This is a genomic window from Acetomicrobium thermoterrenum DSM 13490 (assembly GCF_900107215.1).
In the GTDB taxonomy this organism is placed as follows: domain Bacteria; phylum Synergistota; class Synergistia; order Synergistales; family Acetomicrobiaceae; genus Acetomicrobium; species Acetomicrobium thermoterrenum.
The window spans coordinates 1-15,408 of sequence record NZ_FNPD01000012.1 but is presented as its reverse complement, the minus strand read 5'-3'; the positions used below and the strand labels follow the sequence as shown (position 1 = coordinate 15,408).

The window sequence follows — 15,408 nt, the reverse complement described above, 5'->3', positions numbered from 1 at the left end:
GCAAATTTAGGAGCGTCGGACTGGATTTTATGCGACAGCGATTTGAATGGCGCAATAAAACTTACTCCTTTCGAAATGGGAATTTATTATTTCGTTTGACTAACCCGAGGTTAAGATTTTATCGATCATCTCCTTTGCCTTGGGCAGTAATTCGGCATGTAGGTATTCCTCGATCGGTAGTTCGCGAATTTTACTCAGGTCTTTATAGTTGCCTGACATAACGCAGCCAAGTTGTTCGAGATTTTTTCCTTCTTCAGGGCCTGCGATTTTTGCCATTTCCTCGTTTGAGGCAATATTTTTAAGGGGCTGCATAAGCTCGATCCCATAACTTGCAAAAAAATCCTTGAATGATTCAAGGACGTAGGGAAGCTGGTTGAGCTTAATCACACCTTCGTGGGAACTTCTTTCTCCGGTGACAATTCTTGAGATTTTGAGTTTAATGGCTAGAAGAGCTCTCATGATGTGAAGGTAGAGGTGGCAGGCTATGCAGGGGGTGTAAAACCCCCATCTTTCTATTGAGATTTCGAAGGAGCTAGCGCAAAGTTGCATCCATAATTTCGGAGAACCGTGAATTACCGGCTCAAAGGTGTGAGCGTCCCTTTTGGCGAGCTCTTTCTTTACAAAATCGAGCCTTTTTATCATAATTTCAGGGTTTCCGTACTCAGTTCCCGTGTAAACGATGGAAGGCAGAAGAAAAGAAAAATGGTGAAGTTCGTGGGCTTTTAGGATAGCCACAATGCTGTCCCTACCGGCTATCTCTCCTATTACGGCAGATCCCCTTGAATGAATATTCATTACTTTTTCTAAGGAAAGCATCCATTCCGGAAATTCAGTTATTATATCAGGTTTTGTGGCAAAAATCTCAAGTAGCTTTTCTCTTTTCATAATTAATCACCCTAACGATTTGTCACGGCTAATGCGTAAGGGACATTGTCCGTATTGCATTCCGTAAAGATCTGCCCTGTCCATGAAATTTAGGATCATGGGCATAATTTCATTTCCTCTGACTTCGCCAAGGGAGCCGTAGAGGCATGATATCTCGTCGAAATTGACGACTTTATCTCTTCGAAGGTATTTGCCAACTATCAATAGCGGCACGCTTTCTCCGGAATGTATCATGTCACCAACGCTTGGAGTGGAGTGGTCGGCAGTTATCACCAGCAGGGTTTCGTTGAAGTCCAATTCCGGCAAGATCTTTCCAAGAGCACTATCAAGTGATTCGATGACCTTTACCTTATTTTCCGGGATGCGGGTGTGAGCTGCGACGTCCGGAGCCTTCGTATGGACGAAGCAAAAATCTTTTTCGGATTCGACTGCCTGTTTTAGTTTTGCAAGCAGGTCTTCATAAGGATCTTTTATGTTAAATCTATGAACTTTCATGTCAAATATTTTGCCTATGCCTGTATATAAAGCCGAAGACACGAAAGCTTCCGATCTAAGTTTCCATTTTTCCTCAAAGCTTTTTATCTTTTTTAATTTTCCAGCTCTTTGGGTTGCCGCAGCATTTATGGGCGGCAAGCCCAAGTCTTTTCTTTTGCTGTTTAGGGGATTTGAGGCTAATTTTAAATGAGCCCACAGAATATATTTGTTCAACACCTCTGCAGTTTGATTTGCTGCGTCGAGGTTTTCGGCTCCCTCCAGGGATTCAATTTGCAAAAGGGGGCGACCGTTAAAAATAGGATTAGAGTCAGAAATTTGGGAGGATACATTGCCAGACAGTTTTAGGATGCCGTCTATGCCGTGCGTTGGCTTAAATTCGACCTCTATGCCTTTATGTCTAAAATATCGTATATCATCTATCAATGACATTATCGTTTCTTCGTCTGCAGGTGGCTTTTCCTCTGCAAGATAAAGAGTGTCGTCAATTTCTTTTACGGACAACAGTTTCACGAGAACGAAAACTTCGTCGAAGCTGACTTCGAAATCGTAACCCAAGGCTTCTATGACTCCCCTTCCGGGGAAATCTTCAATGGCATAACCAAATATTAAAAAGTGAGCAATTTCGCTGGGCAGGGGCGCACCTTTGCAGAGGGCAGTCAAAGATCCGTTAGCTCCGACACTTGCTAAATAATCAAGTGTCGGTGTATGGGCTTTTTGCAGGGGAGTGTTCTGGTTCCAGTCGGATATGCCTCTGTCTCCCAAACCATCCAATATGATAAATAGGCATTTCAAGATGATGCCTCCCTTCGAAAGGGTATATTTGTTTCAATAACCTCTTTGTTGTTGTTATCTGTTATTATATAGTTTAGGTTAAATTTACACATCAAAGATCACGAAGCCGATTCGCTTGACTTATAAAATATGTGCATGATAATATACTTCGGCAAGTGCCAATATGTCTTATGTTGGTTGCTGTCCTGTGTGTCTGTTCAATAGGGTTTTCATGAGTCTGTTGTATTGAATTTCATTTGGTTTACAGGTAGGTTCTATATTAGGGATAGGATTGCGGTTCCGCATTTATAGAGCTTTTCGTTTTCTTACCTCATATAGCAGGAGGAAAAGAATTTGGGAAAGGTTATGAATTTTTTGAGAGAAGCGCGGGCAGAGCTTAGGAGGGTTACGTGGCCAAACAGAAAGCAAGTTTGGATATCTACGTTGCTGGTTATAGGTGTTACCCTGTTGGTCTCGGCCTATTTAGGCGTTCTGGATTTGATATTTACTGCAGTTTTCTCAAAAGTTGTAGGGTAGTGTTTTTCGAGGAGTTATTAACTGCCGTAGAATTTTTGAAGGATCTCTAAGGGATCGACATTAAAGAGCCCTTGTATCATAAAAATAGAGCATTAGGGGGGTGAGGGGGCCCAAACGGCCCCCTTTTCGGTGATGAGTGACAAAAACGAGCGTCGGTGGTATGTTATCCAAACATATGCAGGATATGAAAACAAGGTCAAAGCCAATCTTGAACAGCGTATAGCTACCATGGGCATGGAGGATAAAATATTTAGAGTGCTCGTGCCGATGGAAGAGAGAGTATATGTCAAGGACGGGAAACAGAAGAAAGTAAAGAGAAAAGTATTTCCCGGCTATATCCTCGTGGAGATGATCCTTGACGACCAATCTTGGTATGTAGTGAGACATACGCCGGGCGTTACGGGTTTTGTTGGAGCCGGAAATAACCCTATACCTTTATCCGATAGAGAGGTACAGGATGTATTCGCCAAGATTGGCAGGGAACAAATGAAGCCGAAGGTGGAAATCGATCTCAAGCCGGGAGACGTGATTCGCGTGAAGAGCGGGCCCTTTGAAGGGCAGGCTGGTACGGTTGTCGAGGTCATTCCGGAGAAGGGAAAGGTCAAATTTTCGGTCACGCTTTTCGGTCGCGAGACTATTGTCGAGGCCGATTACAATGATTTGACCAAAATATAAAAGCAATGAAGGTCGCATAGGAGGGAATTTAAATGGCAAAAAAGGTGGTAGCACAGATAAAGCTGCAGTTGCCGGCGGGCAAGGCCACTCCAGCACCGCCAGTGGGTCCTGCCCTTGGCCAGCACGGCGTAAATATTATGGAATTTTGCAAACAGTTCAACGCAAAGACCGCAGACGATGCAGGCATGATAATTCCTGTCGTGCTGACCGTTTATGCCGACAGAAGCTTTACCTTCGAACTTAAAACGCCGCCAGCCAGTATACTGCTCAAGAAAGCTGCCGGGGTCGAGAAGGGTTCGGGCGAACCAAACAGGAACAAGGTCGGCAAGGTCACGAGGGAACAGGTAAGGGAAATAGCCAAGACCAAGATGCAGGATTTAAATGCCAACGACATCGAGGCAGCTATGCGCATGATCGAGGGAACGGCCCGATCTATGGGCATAGAAGTGGTAGGTTAGGGGATATTAGTGGCAGGGGAGACCCGCTATTGACCACAGGGAGGAATGCGATATGGCAAAACGATCGAAACGTTATTTAGCAATGTTGGAGAAGGTCGATAAGGTAAAATTTTATGGCCTTAGAGAGGCGCTCGAGCTTTTGGCGGAATTCCCAAAGGCTAAGTTTGATGAGACTGTCGAGGTGCACATACGTTTGGGCGTAGACCCCCGTCATGCCGATCAGCAAGTTAGGGGTACGGTAAGCTTGCCCCATGGGACTGGTCAGGAGAAGAGAGTGCTCGTCATAGCTTCAGGAGAGAAGATCAAGGAAGCCGAAGAAGCCGGTGCCGATTTTGTCGGCGGGGAGGACATGGTTCAGAAGATCGAAGGTGGATGGCTGGATTTCGATGCAGTTATCGCTACGCCCGACATGATGCGCGTAGTAGGTCGTCTCGGACGAATCCTGGGCCCTCGCGGTTTGATGCCAAGCGCCAAGACAGGGACCGTTACCTTCGATGTGGGCGAAGCTGTTAGGGAAATCAAGGCAGGACGAATCGAGTTCCGTGTCGACAGGTACGGAATCATTCATGTGGGAATCGGCAAGATGAGCTTTACACCGGACATGTTATTCGATAATGCAAAAACGCTTTTGCGTGCAGTGCTCCGTGCCCGCCCCGCTGCCGTTAAGGGACAGTACGTACGAAGTATTACCGTAGCTCCAACTATGGGCGTTGGGATCAAGGTCGATCCTGCAAGAGCTCAAAAGGAGTTGGTAGAAGAATAGGTTTGCTAAGGGTGGCTTGGCCGCCCTTGAAGATAGATTTTTAAAAGTCTGCTTGATATGCATCGGTAGTGTAAGTATAATATGTTGTGCTATTGGGCTTAAGACAGCAGGTGGATTACCTTAATCGGCCAGAAGAGGCCGGCCTGCCGAGGTCCAGGAGATCGTCGTTATGTCATGATGATAAGGCTCCTGGGGAACGCCCGGGAGCCTTATTTTTTTAAAAAAGGAGGTGAAGGAATGCCTTCAAAGGCGAACGTTCAGGAGTTACAAGAGTTGATCGGATTGCTTCAGGGATCTCAGGCGGTATTTTTCTGCGAGTACAAGGGGCTAACGGTGGAGCAGATAGGACAAATCAGGGCGAAGATCAGAGAAGCCCAGGGTTTGATGAGGATAGCGAAAAACACTCTCTTCAGCCTGGCCCTGAAGGAAGTCGGATTGCCGGTACCCGAGGAGATGCTCTCCGGCCCTAACGTTTTCACGATTGCCTATGGAGATCCGGTAGTAGTAGCTAAGACCTTAACGGATTACATTAAAACGACCAAGAGCGAGGCCTTGAAAATAAAGGGAGCTTTGCTTGAACAAAGGCTCTTAGGTCCGGAAGATGTCAGCGTTTTGGCCACCTTGCCATCGAGGGATGTGCTGTTGGCTCAGGTTTTGGGCACTATGGAAGCTCCGATAAGAGGACTTGTCACAGTGTTGTCCGGAAACATCCGAGGTTTGGTGACCTGTTTAGATCAGATCGCAAAGGCAAAGGAGAAAGAAGCAGCTTAAAGACATTTTTGGTACAACCGTTAAAATTTAAAAGGGAGGAATCGAGAAATGACGAAAGAAGAAATCATAAAGGCAGTTGAGGAGATGACTGTTCTAGAACTTTCAGAATTGGTGAAAGCCCTTGAGGATCGATTTGGAGTATCCGCTGCAGCTCCTGTTGCAATGATGGCTGCTGCTCCTGCTGCCGGCGGAGCCGGCGCTGCTGCCGAAGAGGAAGAGAAGACGGAGTTCGACGTAATTCTCAAATCCATAGGAGCGAACAAGATAAACGTCATAAAAGTAGTTCGCGAGATCACCAGCCTGGGCCTCAAGGAGGCCAAGGATTTGGTAGATGGCGCACCAAAGCCAGTAAAGGAAGGCGTTTCCAAGGAGGAAGCCGAAGAGATCAAGAAAAAACTGGAAGAGGCCGGCGCAGAAGTAGAAGTAAAGTAACTGAGAGGCTAAAGTGCGAGATGACGTCAAAGACATCTCGCACTTTTATTTAGGAGTGAAGGATTTGTTTGAATTCCCCCGAGACCCAAAAGAGGCTATCGAATTACAGAAGAAAATATGTGGCTTCGTGATAACAGAAGATTATTGCAATATTGAGAAGGTTAGGCTAATAGGCGGCATAGATGTAGCCTACAAGGGCAGGGGAGCAAAAGAGGGATGTGCCGTAGCCCTTGTATGGGATCGTCACACCGGCGAGACAGTGGAAGCTGTTTACGTCGAAGAAAGTATCAACTTTCCCTACATACCGGGCTTGCTTTCCTTCAGGGAACTGCCTATTGCAATAAAGGCTTTCGACAAATTATCACTGAAGGCAGACCTGTGGATGATAGACGGAGCCGGAATCGCACACCCCAGAAGATTGGGCATAGCTGCTCATTTCGGCGTAGTTTTGGACTTGCCTGCTATTGGAGTTGCTAAAAGTCGTTTGATAGGAAGCCACCTGCCTGTGCCACGGACAAAGGGGTCGTGGGTGCCGCTGCGACAGAATGGCGAAGTTATCGGACATGTCCTGCGAACGAGAAGTGACGTTCGACCCCTCTATGTGAGTCCTGGCCATAAAGTATCATTATTGCAATCTGCTAATTTGGTTTTAGCGTGTTGCAGTCGTTATCGCTTGCCTGAGCCCACCCGCCTGGCCCATCAGTTGGTAACTGCCAAGGTCCGTTCCAATTAATTTTCCCTTCGAGTGAGCCTCAGCACTTCTTCGTCCTCATAGGCCTTGCTGGCCGTGGCCTTGGTGTCAAAGGCGTACTTGCCCTTGTATGCTTGCACTTCGCCGTCGAGCCTGTGAAAAACAAGCTGAGCTATCCTCGTTCCGGGATACAGGGAAAGAGGCACCTCTCCTTCGTTGACCAGCTCTAAAGTTATAACTCCTTGAAATCCTGGATCGACGAAGGTTGCCGTAGCAATTACGAGACCTGCCCTTCCCCAGGAAGACCTGCCTATGACATAAGCCATGACATTTCGAGGCAATCGAAGGAATTCCAACGTCGAGCTCAGAACGAATTGGCCGGGATGCAATATAAAGGGCTGGCCATAATCAGTCCTTATATGGTCGTAATAATCTACCCAAGCTGTGTTGTCGAAAGCTCTTTTTACGTCCATCACCGGAATCTGACCCTTTCTAAAGAGCACGAAGTCCTGCCCGAGCCTTACATCGAGCGATGCCCTTCCGATCTGGCGATTTAAATCCAACAAAGGTGTAACGATTAAATCGCCCCTATCCAACATGTTTTTGATTTCATTTGAACCAAGCACGTTCGCCATGTATCGTCGCCCTCCTTCGAAATTCAAGACATTTGATATCGCGATAAGAACAGACTGCCGTCGCATGCAAAGGCGATCAGCCTTTCCAGGGAAGTTAATTCCTCAAGCGATGCTCCGCTATGAACTTTGTAGGAGGCCACGATGGAACCGGCGATGAGGATATTTTTTATGTCCAGTGCTTTTTCCTTGTTTTGACAGGGGGGGATATTGTCGAGGAACAAGGATGTGGCATAGACTATCTCATCCCATTGCCAATCCCATACATGGGATGAGACGGCATTCTCGGCAGTATAATGAGACAAAAGGGCAAACCATTCTTTTATCTTCTCCGGCCAATCGAAGGCCTCTAGGTCTTTCCAGGCGAACCTCTCATAGCTGTATGTCAAAAGCGAAAGGGCAGGCGAGAAGATAAGAGCAAAACGGTTATAAGCCTTGTTTTCATACATGGCCCACGCTCTATCCAGATGTTTGGACAAAAATTGAAGGTTTAAGGGGGAATCCTGTTCCTCTAAATCAAAGGGCAGTAAGTACCATTCACAGGGTTGTTCCCAGTTGGGGAAGAACTTCTGCATGTCGCTTAAGGGGAAATCTTCCTCTATAAAAGGCGTGACGTAACATTTAACGGGAGGACCGTACAGGTCCAGGAGTTTATTAGGCCATTCCGGCGCTCCAAAATTTATGCCCAAAATGATCTTATCTACAACAGATAGGGCTTTCGATAGACCTTCGATAGGGGGAGTTATGGCTTCGTCGGTATTAAGCCCTCTTAAGTTGCGATCTATTATTTCAAGTATTTCCCTGCCCCTTGGCTGCGTCGAAGGTTTTTCAAGTGCGATCTTGAGTTTTTTCATGGTGTAAAAGATGTGCCATCGAGTGTCATTTTTGAAATTTGGATATTTCACGTGAAATTTTCCCTCCCTTTGAGTAGAATACATCTCATTATAGTGTATATATTTGTGACAATATATCATAGCAGGGAAAGGTGTGATTTTGACTTGCCGCTGAAATTTGTTGACTTGATTACCTCCCTCGATAGGGTATTGGTGCTGGATGGCGGAATGGGCACTATGCTCTCCGAGAAGGGATGGCGGCCGCCAATGTTGCCGGAGGAGATGAATCTGATCGCCCCCGATGTAGTGCTCGATATCCACAAAGAGTACCTCAGATCCGGCGCTTCCGTCGTTGAGACCAACTCCTTTGGTGCGAGCCCGATAAAGCTGAGCTATAGGGGGATGGGCGAAAAGGCACGGCGGATAAATGAGGAGGCTGCACGCATTGCCAGACGAGCTGCAGAAGGATGGGACGCCTATGTGGCGGGTTCCATGGGTCCCTTGGGCGAACTTATAAGGCCTCTTGGAAACTTAAGTTTCGAAGAGGCCTACGAAGCATACAAAGAGCAGGCTATCGGGTTGAGAGACGGCGGAGTGGACTTTTTTCTGATCGAAACGCAGATGGACATAAAAGAGGCGAAGGCCGCTGTATTAGCCATTAAAGATGTAGCAGCCCATATTCCTTTCGTGGTTTCCTTCACCTTCGAACGCAATGGGCGTACCATAACTGGAAGTCCGCCGGAGGTGGTTGCCCACTGGGCGAGGATGATAGGAGCCTGTGCTGTGGGCGTTAACTGCGGCTTTGGACCGGATCTCGCAAGAGAAATAGTCAAGAAACTCTACCTTAATGCAGGAATCCCAATCTTTGCCTATCCGAACGCAGGTACCCCCGGAAAGGAGGACTTCGATCCAAGGGAATTTGCCGAGGAAGGGCGCGAATTAATTCGGGCGGGAGCTTCCGTCGTAGGCGGTTGCTGCGGCACAACCCCTGAACATATAGCTCATTTGAAAGGCGTTGCTTCGCAAGAAAAACCCCTACGTCCCCGGAAAGTCGAAAAGGCGGCCTTGGCAAGCAGGAGCAGGTTGGTTTTTGCGGGAGCCGGTGAGCCTATAGTCGTCGTAGGTGAAAGGATAAACGTATCGAGAAAGTCGCCCATAAGGGATGAGGTGGCTCAGTACAAGTGGGATGCCCTCTCGGAGGAGGCGAGAAGACAAAGCAGTTCAGGATCCCAGGTGATAGACGTCAATATCAGTCTGCCCGGCATCGACAGAAAAAGGGCGATCCGAGAGGCGGTCGAGGCCGTAGAAAGCGCCTGCACCCTCCCCATCTCCATTGATGCCGACGAAGCTGACGTCCTTGAGGAGGGGTTGATTCACGTTGCAGGAATTCCCTTGATTAATTCCGTGACTGCCGAAAGGGAAAAGTTAATTAAGGGCATAGAACTTGCAAAGAGGTACGGCGCTTGCCTGGTCGTGCTTGCCATAGACGAGGATGGTATATCGGAGACGGTGGAAGGGAGAATAAAGGCCGTAGAAAAGGTTTGCGCTCTTGCCGACGAGATGAGTTTTTCGAAATCGAGACTGTTCGTAGATCCCCTTACCATGTCAGTGGCCGCAGATGGGAGAGCCGGAGTTGTCACGCTAGAGGCACTCAGGGCGTTTAAAAAGCTTGACCTTTTTACCATAATGGGTGTCAGCAACGTATCGCACGGTTTGCCCAACAGGCCTCTTTTGAACAATGCTTTTCTCACCATGGCAGCAGGCGCTGGATTGGATTCGGTGATAGCAAACCCGTTGGACGAAAGCTTCGCTTCCCTGATGATGGCTTGCAATCTTTTGGTCGGACGGGATAAAGGGGCATCAGGCTATATAACTTGGGCGAGGTCTTTAAAGTCAGAGGAAAAAGACACCTCTTCCCCTGAGAAGAAGGAAGGCGCCTCGAGCCCGATAGAACAGATGAAGGGCATGATCGTACAGGGTGACAGGGGGGGCGTTTTGGCCGTCGCCAGGAGGTTTTTGAGCGAGGGAGGAGAGCCTTTGGCTCTGATAAATGACGTTGTCCTCCCCGCTTTGGAGGAGGTGGGCAGATTGTACGAATGTGGCGACTACTTCTTGCCCCAACTCATTTCTTCTGCCGAGGCGGCACAAGGCGTGTGCGATCTCGTGGAGCAAGCAGTATTAAGCAGAGGAGGAACCCTGAAAGACCGGGGATGCATCCTAATGGCCACGGTGGCGGGCGATATTCATGACATAGGAAAAAATATAGTATCCATGGTTTTGAAAAGCCATGGATACAAAGTTATAGATCTTGGCAAAGACGTGGCGCTGGAGAAGATACTCGAAGAGGCAAGGAAGGGAGAAGCCCAAATAGTAGGGTTGTCGGCCCTCATGACCACGACGATGAGTGAAATGGAGAGGGTAACAAGGAAAATCAAAGGAGAAAATCTGTCGGTCAAAGTTATAATAGGCGGAGCGGCGGTTTCGCAAAACTATGCCGACCATATAGGCGCAGACGGTTATGCTCCCGACGCCTTGAGCGCCGTTCGTCTGGTCGAAAAACTGCTTGGTCGATAAGGGGGTATACATAAATTGAAAATCAAAGATATTTTTGAGAGGAATAAGTTCGTATTTTCTTTCGAGATTTTTCCTCCAAAGCCTACGACGCCTCTGGATAGGATTTACAGCACTTTGGATGACCTCAAAGGTCTGTCGCCCGACTTTATAAGTGTAACTTACGGCGCAGGCGGGTCAACCCGGGATAGGTCACCGCAGATAGCCATAGATGTTAAAAACGTCTATGACATCGAATCCCTAGCCCATTTGACATGCATCGGCTCTACGCGGGATGAGGTGGTGGGGGTGGTTGATCTTCTTCTAGAGAGTGGTGTTCATAACATTTTAGCCTTAAGAGGGGATCCTCCGCAGGAAGCCGTAAGCCCCTTTGTTGGAGGAGACTTTAGTCATGCTATCGATTTGGTTAAATTTTTACGAGAGAGGTACGGAGAGAAGATAGCGATTGGCGGGGCCGCCTATCCGGAAGGGCACATAGAGTGCGATGATCCGATTAAGGACCTGCACTATTTGAAGCAAAAAGTTGATGCCGGCGTGGATTTTTTGGTAACTCAACTGTTTTTCGACAACGAGCTCTTTTATCGTTTTGTTGAGCGGACGAGCATTGCGGGCATAGAAGTGCCCATATCGGCAGGAATTATGCCGGTGGTGAACAAAAATCAAATCGAAAGGATAGTAACCCTTTGCGGCGCCTCGCTGCCGAAGAAGTTCGTCAGGATTCTTCACAGGTACGCCGACGATCCTCGTTCACTGGAAGAAGCAGGCATTGCCTACGCGACGGACCAGATAGTGGATCTGATAGCCTCTGGAGTGAGAGGGATACATTTATATACGATGAATAAGGCACATGTTGCAAGAAAAATAACCTCTAACATAGAAACCCTGCGAGAGGGGTTCGTAAATGACAAAAATAATGAGGAGGCTCTTTTGTGAGGATCGTTGATTGTCATGTCCACGTATATCCTCCGGAGGTCATACGCGATTGGGAGAGGATCGCTGAAAGTGAGCCCTATTTCGGAATGCTCGCCAGAGGCAAGGTGCACAGATGGGCAACTGCGGATGACGTGATCGCTCAAATGGATGCCGATGGCATCGCCCAAAGCCTTATATTCGGTTTTTCCTTCAGCGATCTGGCTTTATGTAAGCTCTGCAACGATTACGTAATCCGAGCAGTGAAAGAGCACCCCGACCGTTTTAAGGGAATGGCGGTGGTGCCCCCCCTAGTGAAAGGCGCCGTAAAGGAGATAGAAAGATGCAGGGAGGAAGGGCTGATAGGGGTAGGCGAGATCTTTCCTCAAGGGCAGGATTTCGACATCACCGATCCCAGGGAAACGTGGAGGCTTGCTGCTGCGTGCTACGAGATGAACATGTTTGTGATGATTCATACCGCGGAACCCGTCGGCCATGATTACCCCGGAAAGGGTAATGTGGGTCCTAAGGAAGCGGCGGCCTTTTGTCTCAATCACCCTGAAGTAAAAGTGATCTTTGCACACTTCGGCGGCGGGCTTTGGATTTACGAGATGATGCCCGAGATGAAGCTCGCCCTAAAAAACGCATATTACGATACGGCAGCTGCTCCCTTTCTTTATGGCCCGACTATTTTTAAAGCCATCGAAGCGGCGGGATTGGCCGGAAAGTTCCTTTACGGGAGCGATTATCCCATTCTTTCGTTAGAGCGATATAAGAGGCTTTTAGCCCAACTTGATATGAGTGACGACTTTTTAAAGTCCATATTTGGCTGCAACTTTGAAAAGTTTGCAGCCTCCGATTGAAAATTGACGGAAAAATGGTATCATTAGGCAACGCGTAAATACTGATAAAATATTTTGGAACTCTTATCCAGAGCGGCGGAGGGACTGGCCCTGCGAAGCCCGGCAACCTGCTTACCCTTTGGGGAGCGTGGTGCCAAAACCTGCAACCGAAAGGTTGAATGATGAGAGGGACGAGCGAAAAGCCTTCTTCCCTCTTGAGGGAGAAGGCTTTTTAATTAAACTTCACCAAAGGAGGCTAATCAGTTGGAAAAAGATTTAAAAGGATTTTCGACCAGGGCGCTTCACTCGGGGTGGGATCATGATCCGAGCACGGGATCCTTTGGACTTCCCATATATTTGACGGCGGGTTACAAGTTCGGTTCCGCCGAGGAGGCCGCGTCTCTGTTTGAGCTAAAAAAGGAAGGTTTCATATATTCTCGAATCGGAAACCCTACGGTGGCAGCTTTTGAAGAGGTAATTGCAGACCTTGAAAGTGGTTCGGCTGCCGTTGCCACTTCGTCGGGGCAGGCGGCCTTCAATCAATTGCTTTCTTTAATCTGCAAAAAGGACGACCACGTGATATTGGGACGCAAGGTATATGGCGGGACTTTGACTTTGCTTTCGAATATCTTTTCTAAATTCGGCGTGGAAGTAAGTGTCGTTGATACGGACGATCCGGAGGAAGTGGCAAAAGCTGTATCTCCGAAAACTCGTTGCATAATAACCGAGACAGTGGGAAATCCAAGCCTGAACGTAGCTCCCCTTGAGGAGCTTGCTGTCATAGCGAGAGATAACGAAGCCTTGCTGATAGTGGACAATACTTTCATGTCTCCTGCCCTCTGTCGGCCGGTGGAATGGGGCGCAAATGTAGTGGTCCATTCGGCTACTAAATATCTCAGCGGTTTTGGCAACATCATAGGGGGAGTAGTTGTAGACGGTGGTAACGTTGATTGGGGAAGTATGAAGAAATGGCCGGAATTTACCGAGCCGGAGGAGGCATATCACGGGGTGGTGTTTTCCGAGGCCTTCGGTACAAAAGCGCTGGCGACCAAGCTGCGTGCCTGCGCTCTGAGGGATATTGGAGGGTGCATGTCCCCCTTCGATGCCTATCTTCTTTGGATGAGCATCGGCACCTTGTCTCTCAGGATGAAAAAGCACAGCGAAAACGCCCTTGCCGTTGCCAGATTCCTGGAAGAACGCGAGGAAGTAGCTTGGGTATCCTATCCCGGCTTGGAGAGCCACCCCCATCACGAGAGGGCGAAAAAGTACTTCCGAGAGGGATATGGCGGCATGATAGCTTTCTGCTTGAAGGGAGGAATTGAGGCGGGGAGGAAGTTTCTGAACAGCTTGAACCTCTTTTCGATCATAGCGAACATAGGGGATGCCCGGAGCATGGCCATTCATCCTGCCTCAACCACCCACAGCCAACTAAGCAGAGAGGAGCTGGAAAAGGCGGGAATAGAGGACGGATTGGTGCGATTGAGCATAGGGCTTGAGGATGTAGAGGACATTATCGACGACCTCGATCGCGCCTTAAGTTCAATTTAAAAAAAAGAAGGCGGGTAAACTGTCCGTGGTAAGTAAGTTTCTGGAAGAAACCATTGGAATGGTCGAGATACCAGAGCTTCATTTGGAGTCCGGCAGGGTATTAAAAAAGGTCAGGCAGGCCTATGCCGTGTACGGGTCTTTAGATGCCAGAGGAGTGGTACTGGTATGTCATGCCCTTACCGGGAGCCATCATGTCGCCGGCCCTGATGTCCCCGGATTGCCTGAGGCGTGGTGGGATCCTTTGGTTGGCCCTGGCAAGGCCATCGATACAGAGAGGTTCTGCGTTCTTTGCTTCAACGTCTTGGGGAGCCCCTACGGGAGCACTTCGCCCTTGAGCCCTTGCGATGACGACGGGCGTCCCTACGGTATGCGTTTTCCTGTATTCTCCGTTAGGGATATGGTGAAAGCGCAGCATGAAGCCTTAAAGATCATTGGCATCGAGAAACTCGAATGTGTAATCGGAGGTTCTTTGGGCGGGATGCAAGCTTTGGAGTGGGCCGTGATGTTTCCTGAAGCCGTAAAACGTTCAGTAGTGATAGCAGCTCCCGCCTTTACGTATCCTCAGGCGATTGCATTCAACGAGGTTCAGCGCCAGGCGATAATGGCAGATCCCCAATGGCGAGGAGGAGATTATTACGATTCGGCTCCTCCGGAACGAGGACTCGCCATCGCGAGGATGTTGGCCATGATCACCTACAGGAGCGAGGAAACTTTTGTCAAAAGATACATGAGGGAGCTGGCCTTCGGCGCTCCCTGGGATTGGGACGGCAAATTCAAGATCGAGACCTATATTCACCATCATGGCGAAAAGTTGGTGCAAAGGTTTGATGCGAATTGCTATCTATACTTGACCAGGGCTATGGATTTGCACGATATAGGAGAGGGCAGGGGAGGGGTTAAGAAAGCGCTTTCAATGATTGGCGGCCAGCTTTTGGCCGTGGGCATATCGAGCGATCTTCTCTTTCCCAATTGGCAGGTTGAAGGGATAGTCTCCGAAGCCAGGGAAGCTGGCGTCGAAGCCTTTTACGACGAAATAGAGAGCGATAACGGGCATGACGCCTTTCTTATAGACTTGGATCAACTGGACGACATTTTGCGGGGTTTCTGGAAGAGGACTATGCTGTACTAAAAACAATGCTCATTCTGAAGAAGGCGTTGGCTCTGGAAGCGGCCTAATGCTTCCCTACCATGGAAAGTTACGCCTGCGGAGCTGGTCTGCTAGGGCCACTATGAAGTAGGAAGCCTTTTTTGTAAGGAAGGGGTAGTTCACGTTACGAGATTATTTTCAATTGGTATTTTTGAAAAATGCCGTCCCGATCGCGTAAAATATTTGTAGGAGATTTTCAGAGGTAAAAAGAAAGGGACCCCTCCTTTTGGTAGAATCTTTGTAGCACACAAAAACTCATAAAGGAGGGTCCCAACTTGAACAAGGATATTTTACTACAAATAGCAATAAACTTCATCAAGGAGTTGCTTGAATTCTTCGGTGATTCCGAGGTCAGGACATTAGCGGAAATTGAAGACGAAATCTCTCGGATCATGAAGGCCTTCATCCGAGAACTGATAAAGGCTTACTTCGAGCTTGCAGATGAGGC

The 15,408-nt window shown here is 48.3% G+C and carries 16 protein-coding genes, 1 pseudogene, 1 riboswitch and 1 other annotated feature; of the genes and pseudogenes, 13 read left to right on the top strand and 4 right to left on the bottom strand.

Annotation, left to right across the window (positions count from 1 at the left end; genetic code table 11):
- Positions 1 to 99: 99 nt before the first annotated feature.
- Together BLU12_RS08870 and BLU12_RS08865 are read right to left on the bottom strand one after the other, a co-directional pair.
- Positions 100 to 885, bottom strand: coding sequence for a hypothetical protein (locus BLU12_RS08870; RefSeq protein ID WP_091462187.1), 786 nt, complete (start codon positions 883 to 885; stop codon positions 100 to 102).
- 6 nt (positions 886 to 891) lie between these two features.
- A complete protein-coding gene (locus tag BLU12_RS08865) occupies positions 892 to 2,172 on the bottom strand; it encodes an alkaline phosphatase family protein (RefSeq protein ID WP_159428521.1) in 1,281 nt (426 codons plus the stop codon).
- Positions 2,173 to 2,505: 333 nt separating this feature from the next.
- Between BLU12_RS08865 and secE the strand changes: the two genes are divergently transcribed.
- From secE to nfi, 7 genes are all read left to right on the top strand, one after another.
- Positions 2,506 to 2,688 (top strand): preprotein translocase subunit SecE, encoded by a 183-nt coding sequence (gene secE, locus BLU12_RS08860; RefSeq protein ID WP_009201744.1) that lies wholly within the window; start codon positions 2,506 to 2,508, stop codon positions 2,686 to 2,688.
- A 132-nt stretch (positions 2,689 to 2,820) separates the two neighbouring features.
- Positions 2,821 to 3,363, top strand: a complete 543-nt coding sequence (nusG, locus tag BLU12_RS08855; RefSeq protein ID WP_009201743.1) for a transcription termination/antitermination protein NusG — start codon at positions 2,821 to 2,823, stop codon at positions 3,361 to 3,363.
- Positions 3,364 to 3,395: 32 nt separating this feature from the next.
- Positions 3,396 to 3,821, top strand: coding sequence for a 50S ribosomal protein L11 (gene rplK, locus BLU12_RS08850; protein WP_091462183.1), 426 nt, complete (start codon positions 3,396 to 3,398; stop codon positions 3,819 to 3,821).
- 52 nt (positions 3,822 to 3,873) lie between these two features.
- Positions 3,874 to 4,584 (top strand): 50S ribosomal protein L1, encoded by a 711-nt coding sequence (gene rplA, locus BLU12_RS08845; RefSeq protein WP_009201741.1) that lies wholly within the window; start codon positions 3,874 to 3,876, stop codon positions 4,582 to 4,584.
- Between the two features lie 79 nt (positions 4,585 to 4,663).
- Positions 4,664 to 4,807: a sequence feature (ribosomal protein L10 leader region), on the top strand.
- Positions 4,808 to 4,821: 14 nt separating this feature from the next.
- Positions 4,822 to 5,355, top strand: coding sequence for a 50S ribosomal protein L10 (rplJ, locus tag BLU12_RS08840; RefSeq protein WP_200778745.1), 534 nt, complete (start codon positions 4,822 to 4,824; stop codon positions 5,353 to 5,355).
- 48 nt (positions 5,356 to 5,403) lie between these two features.
- Entirely contained in the window at positions 5,404 to 5,787 is a 384-nt protein-coding gene (gene rplL / locus BLU12_RS08835; protein ID WP_009201739.1) for a 50S ribosomal protein L7/L12, read from the top strand.
- A 55-nt stretch (positions 5,788 to 5,842) separates the two neighbouring features.
- Positions 5,843 to 6,520, top strand: a complete 678-nt coding sequence (gene nfi, locus BLU12_RS08830; protein ID WP_234945598.1) for a deoxyribonuclease V — start codon at positions 5,843 to 5,845, stop codon at positions 6,518 to 6,520.
- Here the strand turns inward: nfi and dcd are convergent.
- Both dcd and BLU12_RS08820 read right to left on the bottom strand, forming a co-directional pair.
- Positions 6,517 to 7,113 carry a dCTP deaminase gene (dcd, locus tag BLU12_RS08825; protein WP_009201737.1) on the bottom strand — a complete coding sequence of 199 codons (597 nt, stop codon included), beginning with the start codon at positions 7,111 to 7,113 and terminating at the stop codon, positions 6,517 to 6,519. The genes nfi and dcd overlap by 4 nt on opposite strands.
- A 23-nt stretch (positions 7,114 to 7,136) precedes the next feature.
- Complete coding sequence (locus tag BLU12_RS08820; RefSeq protein ID WP_234945594.1) at positions 7,137 to 8,015, bottom strand: hypothetical protein; 879 nt, start codon at positions 8,013 to 8,015, stop codon at positions 7,137 to 7,139.
- 93 nt (positions 8,016 to 8,108) lie between these two features.
- Here BLU12_RS08820 and BLU12_RS08815 point away from each other — a divergent pair, with 93 nt between their 5' ends.
- From BLU12_RS08815 to BLU12_RS09910, 6 genes and pseudogenes are all read left to right on the top strand, one after another.
- Entirely contained in the window at positions 8,109 to 10,517 is a 2,409-nt protein-coding gene (locus tag BLU12_RS08815) for a homocysteine S-methyltransferase family protein (RefSeq protein WP_234945593.1), read from the top strand.
- A gap of 15 nt (positions 10,518 to 10,532) precedes the next feature.
- A complete protein-coding gene (gene metF / locus BLU12_RS08810; protein WP_091462170.1) occupies positions 10,533 to 11,447 on the top strand; it encodes a methylenetetrahydrofolate reductase [NAD(P)H] in 915 nt (304 codons plus the stop codon).
- Positions 11,444 to 12,286: an amidohydrolase family protein gene (locus BLU12_RS08805; RefSeq protein WP_091462169.1), complete on the top strand. Its 843-nt coding sequence runs from the start codon at positions 11,444 to 11,446 to the stop codon at positions 12,284 to 12,286. The genes metF and BLU12_RS08805 overlap by 4 nt, the downstream gene beginning before the upstream one ends.
- A gap of 60 nt (positions 12,287 to 12,346) precedes the next feature.
- Positions 12,347 to 12,454: riboswitch (SAM riboswitch) on the top strand.
- Positions 12,455 to 12,529: 75 nt separating this feature from the next.
- Positions 12,530 to 13,813 carry an O-acetylhomoserine aminocarboxypropyltransferase/cysteine synthase family protein gene (locus BLU12_RS08800; protein ID WP_091462166.1) on the top strand — a complete coding sequence of 428 codons (1,284 nt, stop codon included), beginning with the start codon at positions 12,530 to 12,532 and terminating at the stop codon, positions 13,811 to 13,813.
- A 25-nt stretch (positions 13,814 to 13,838) separates the two neighbouring features.
- Positions 13,839 to 14,942 (top strand): homoserine O-acetyltransferase MetX, encoded by a 1,104-nt coding sequence (gene metX / locus BLU12_RS08795; protein ID WP_091462165.1) that lies wholly within the window; start codon positions 13,839 to 13,841, stop codon positions 14,940 to 14,942.
- 293 nt (positions 14,943 to 15,235) lie between these two features.
- Positions 15,236 to 15,408, top strand: a pseudogene (locus BLU12_RS09910) (ISLre2 family transposase); the annotation flags it as partial.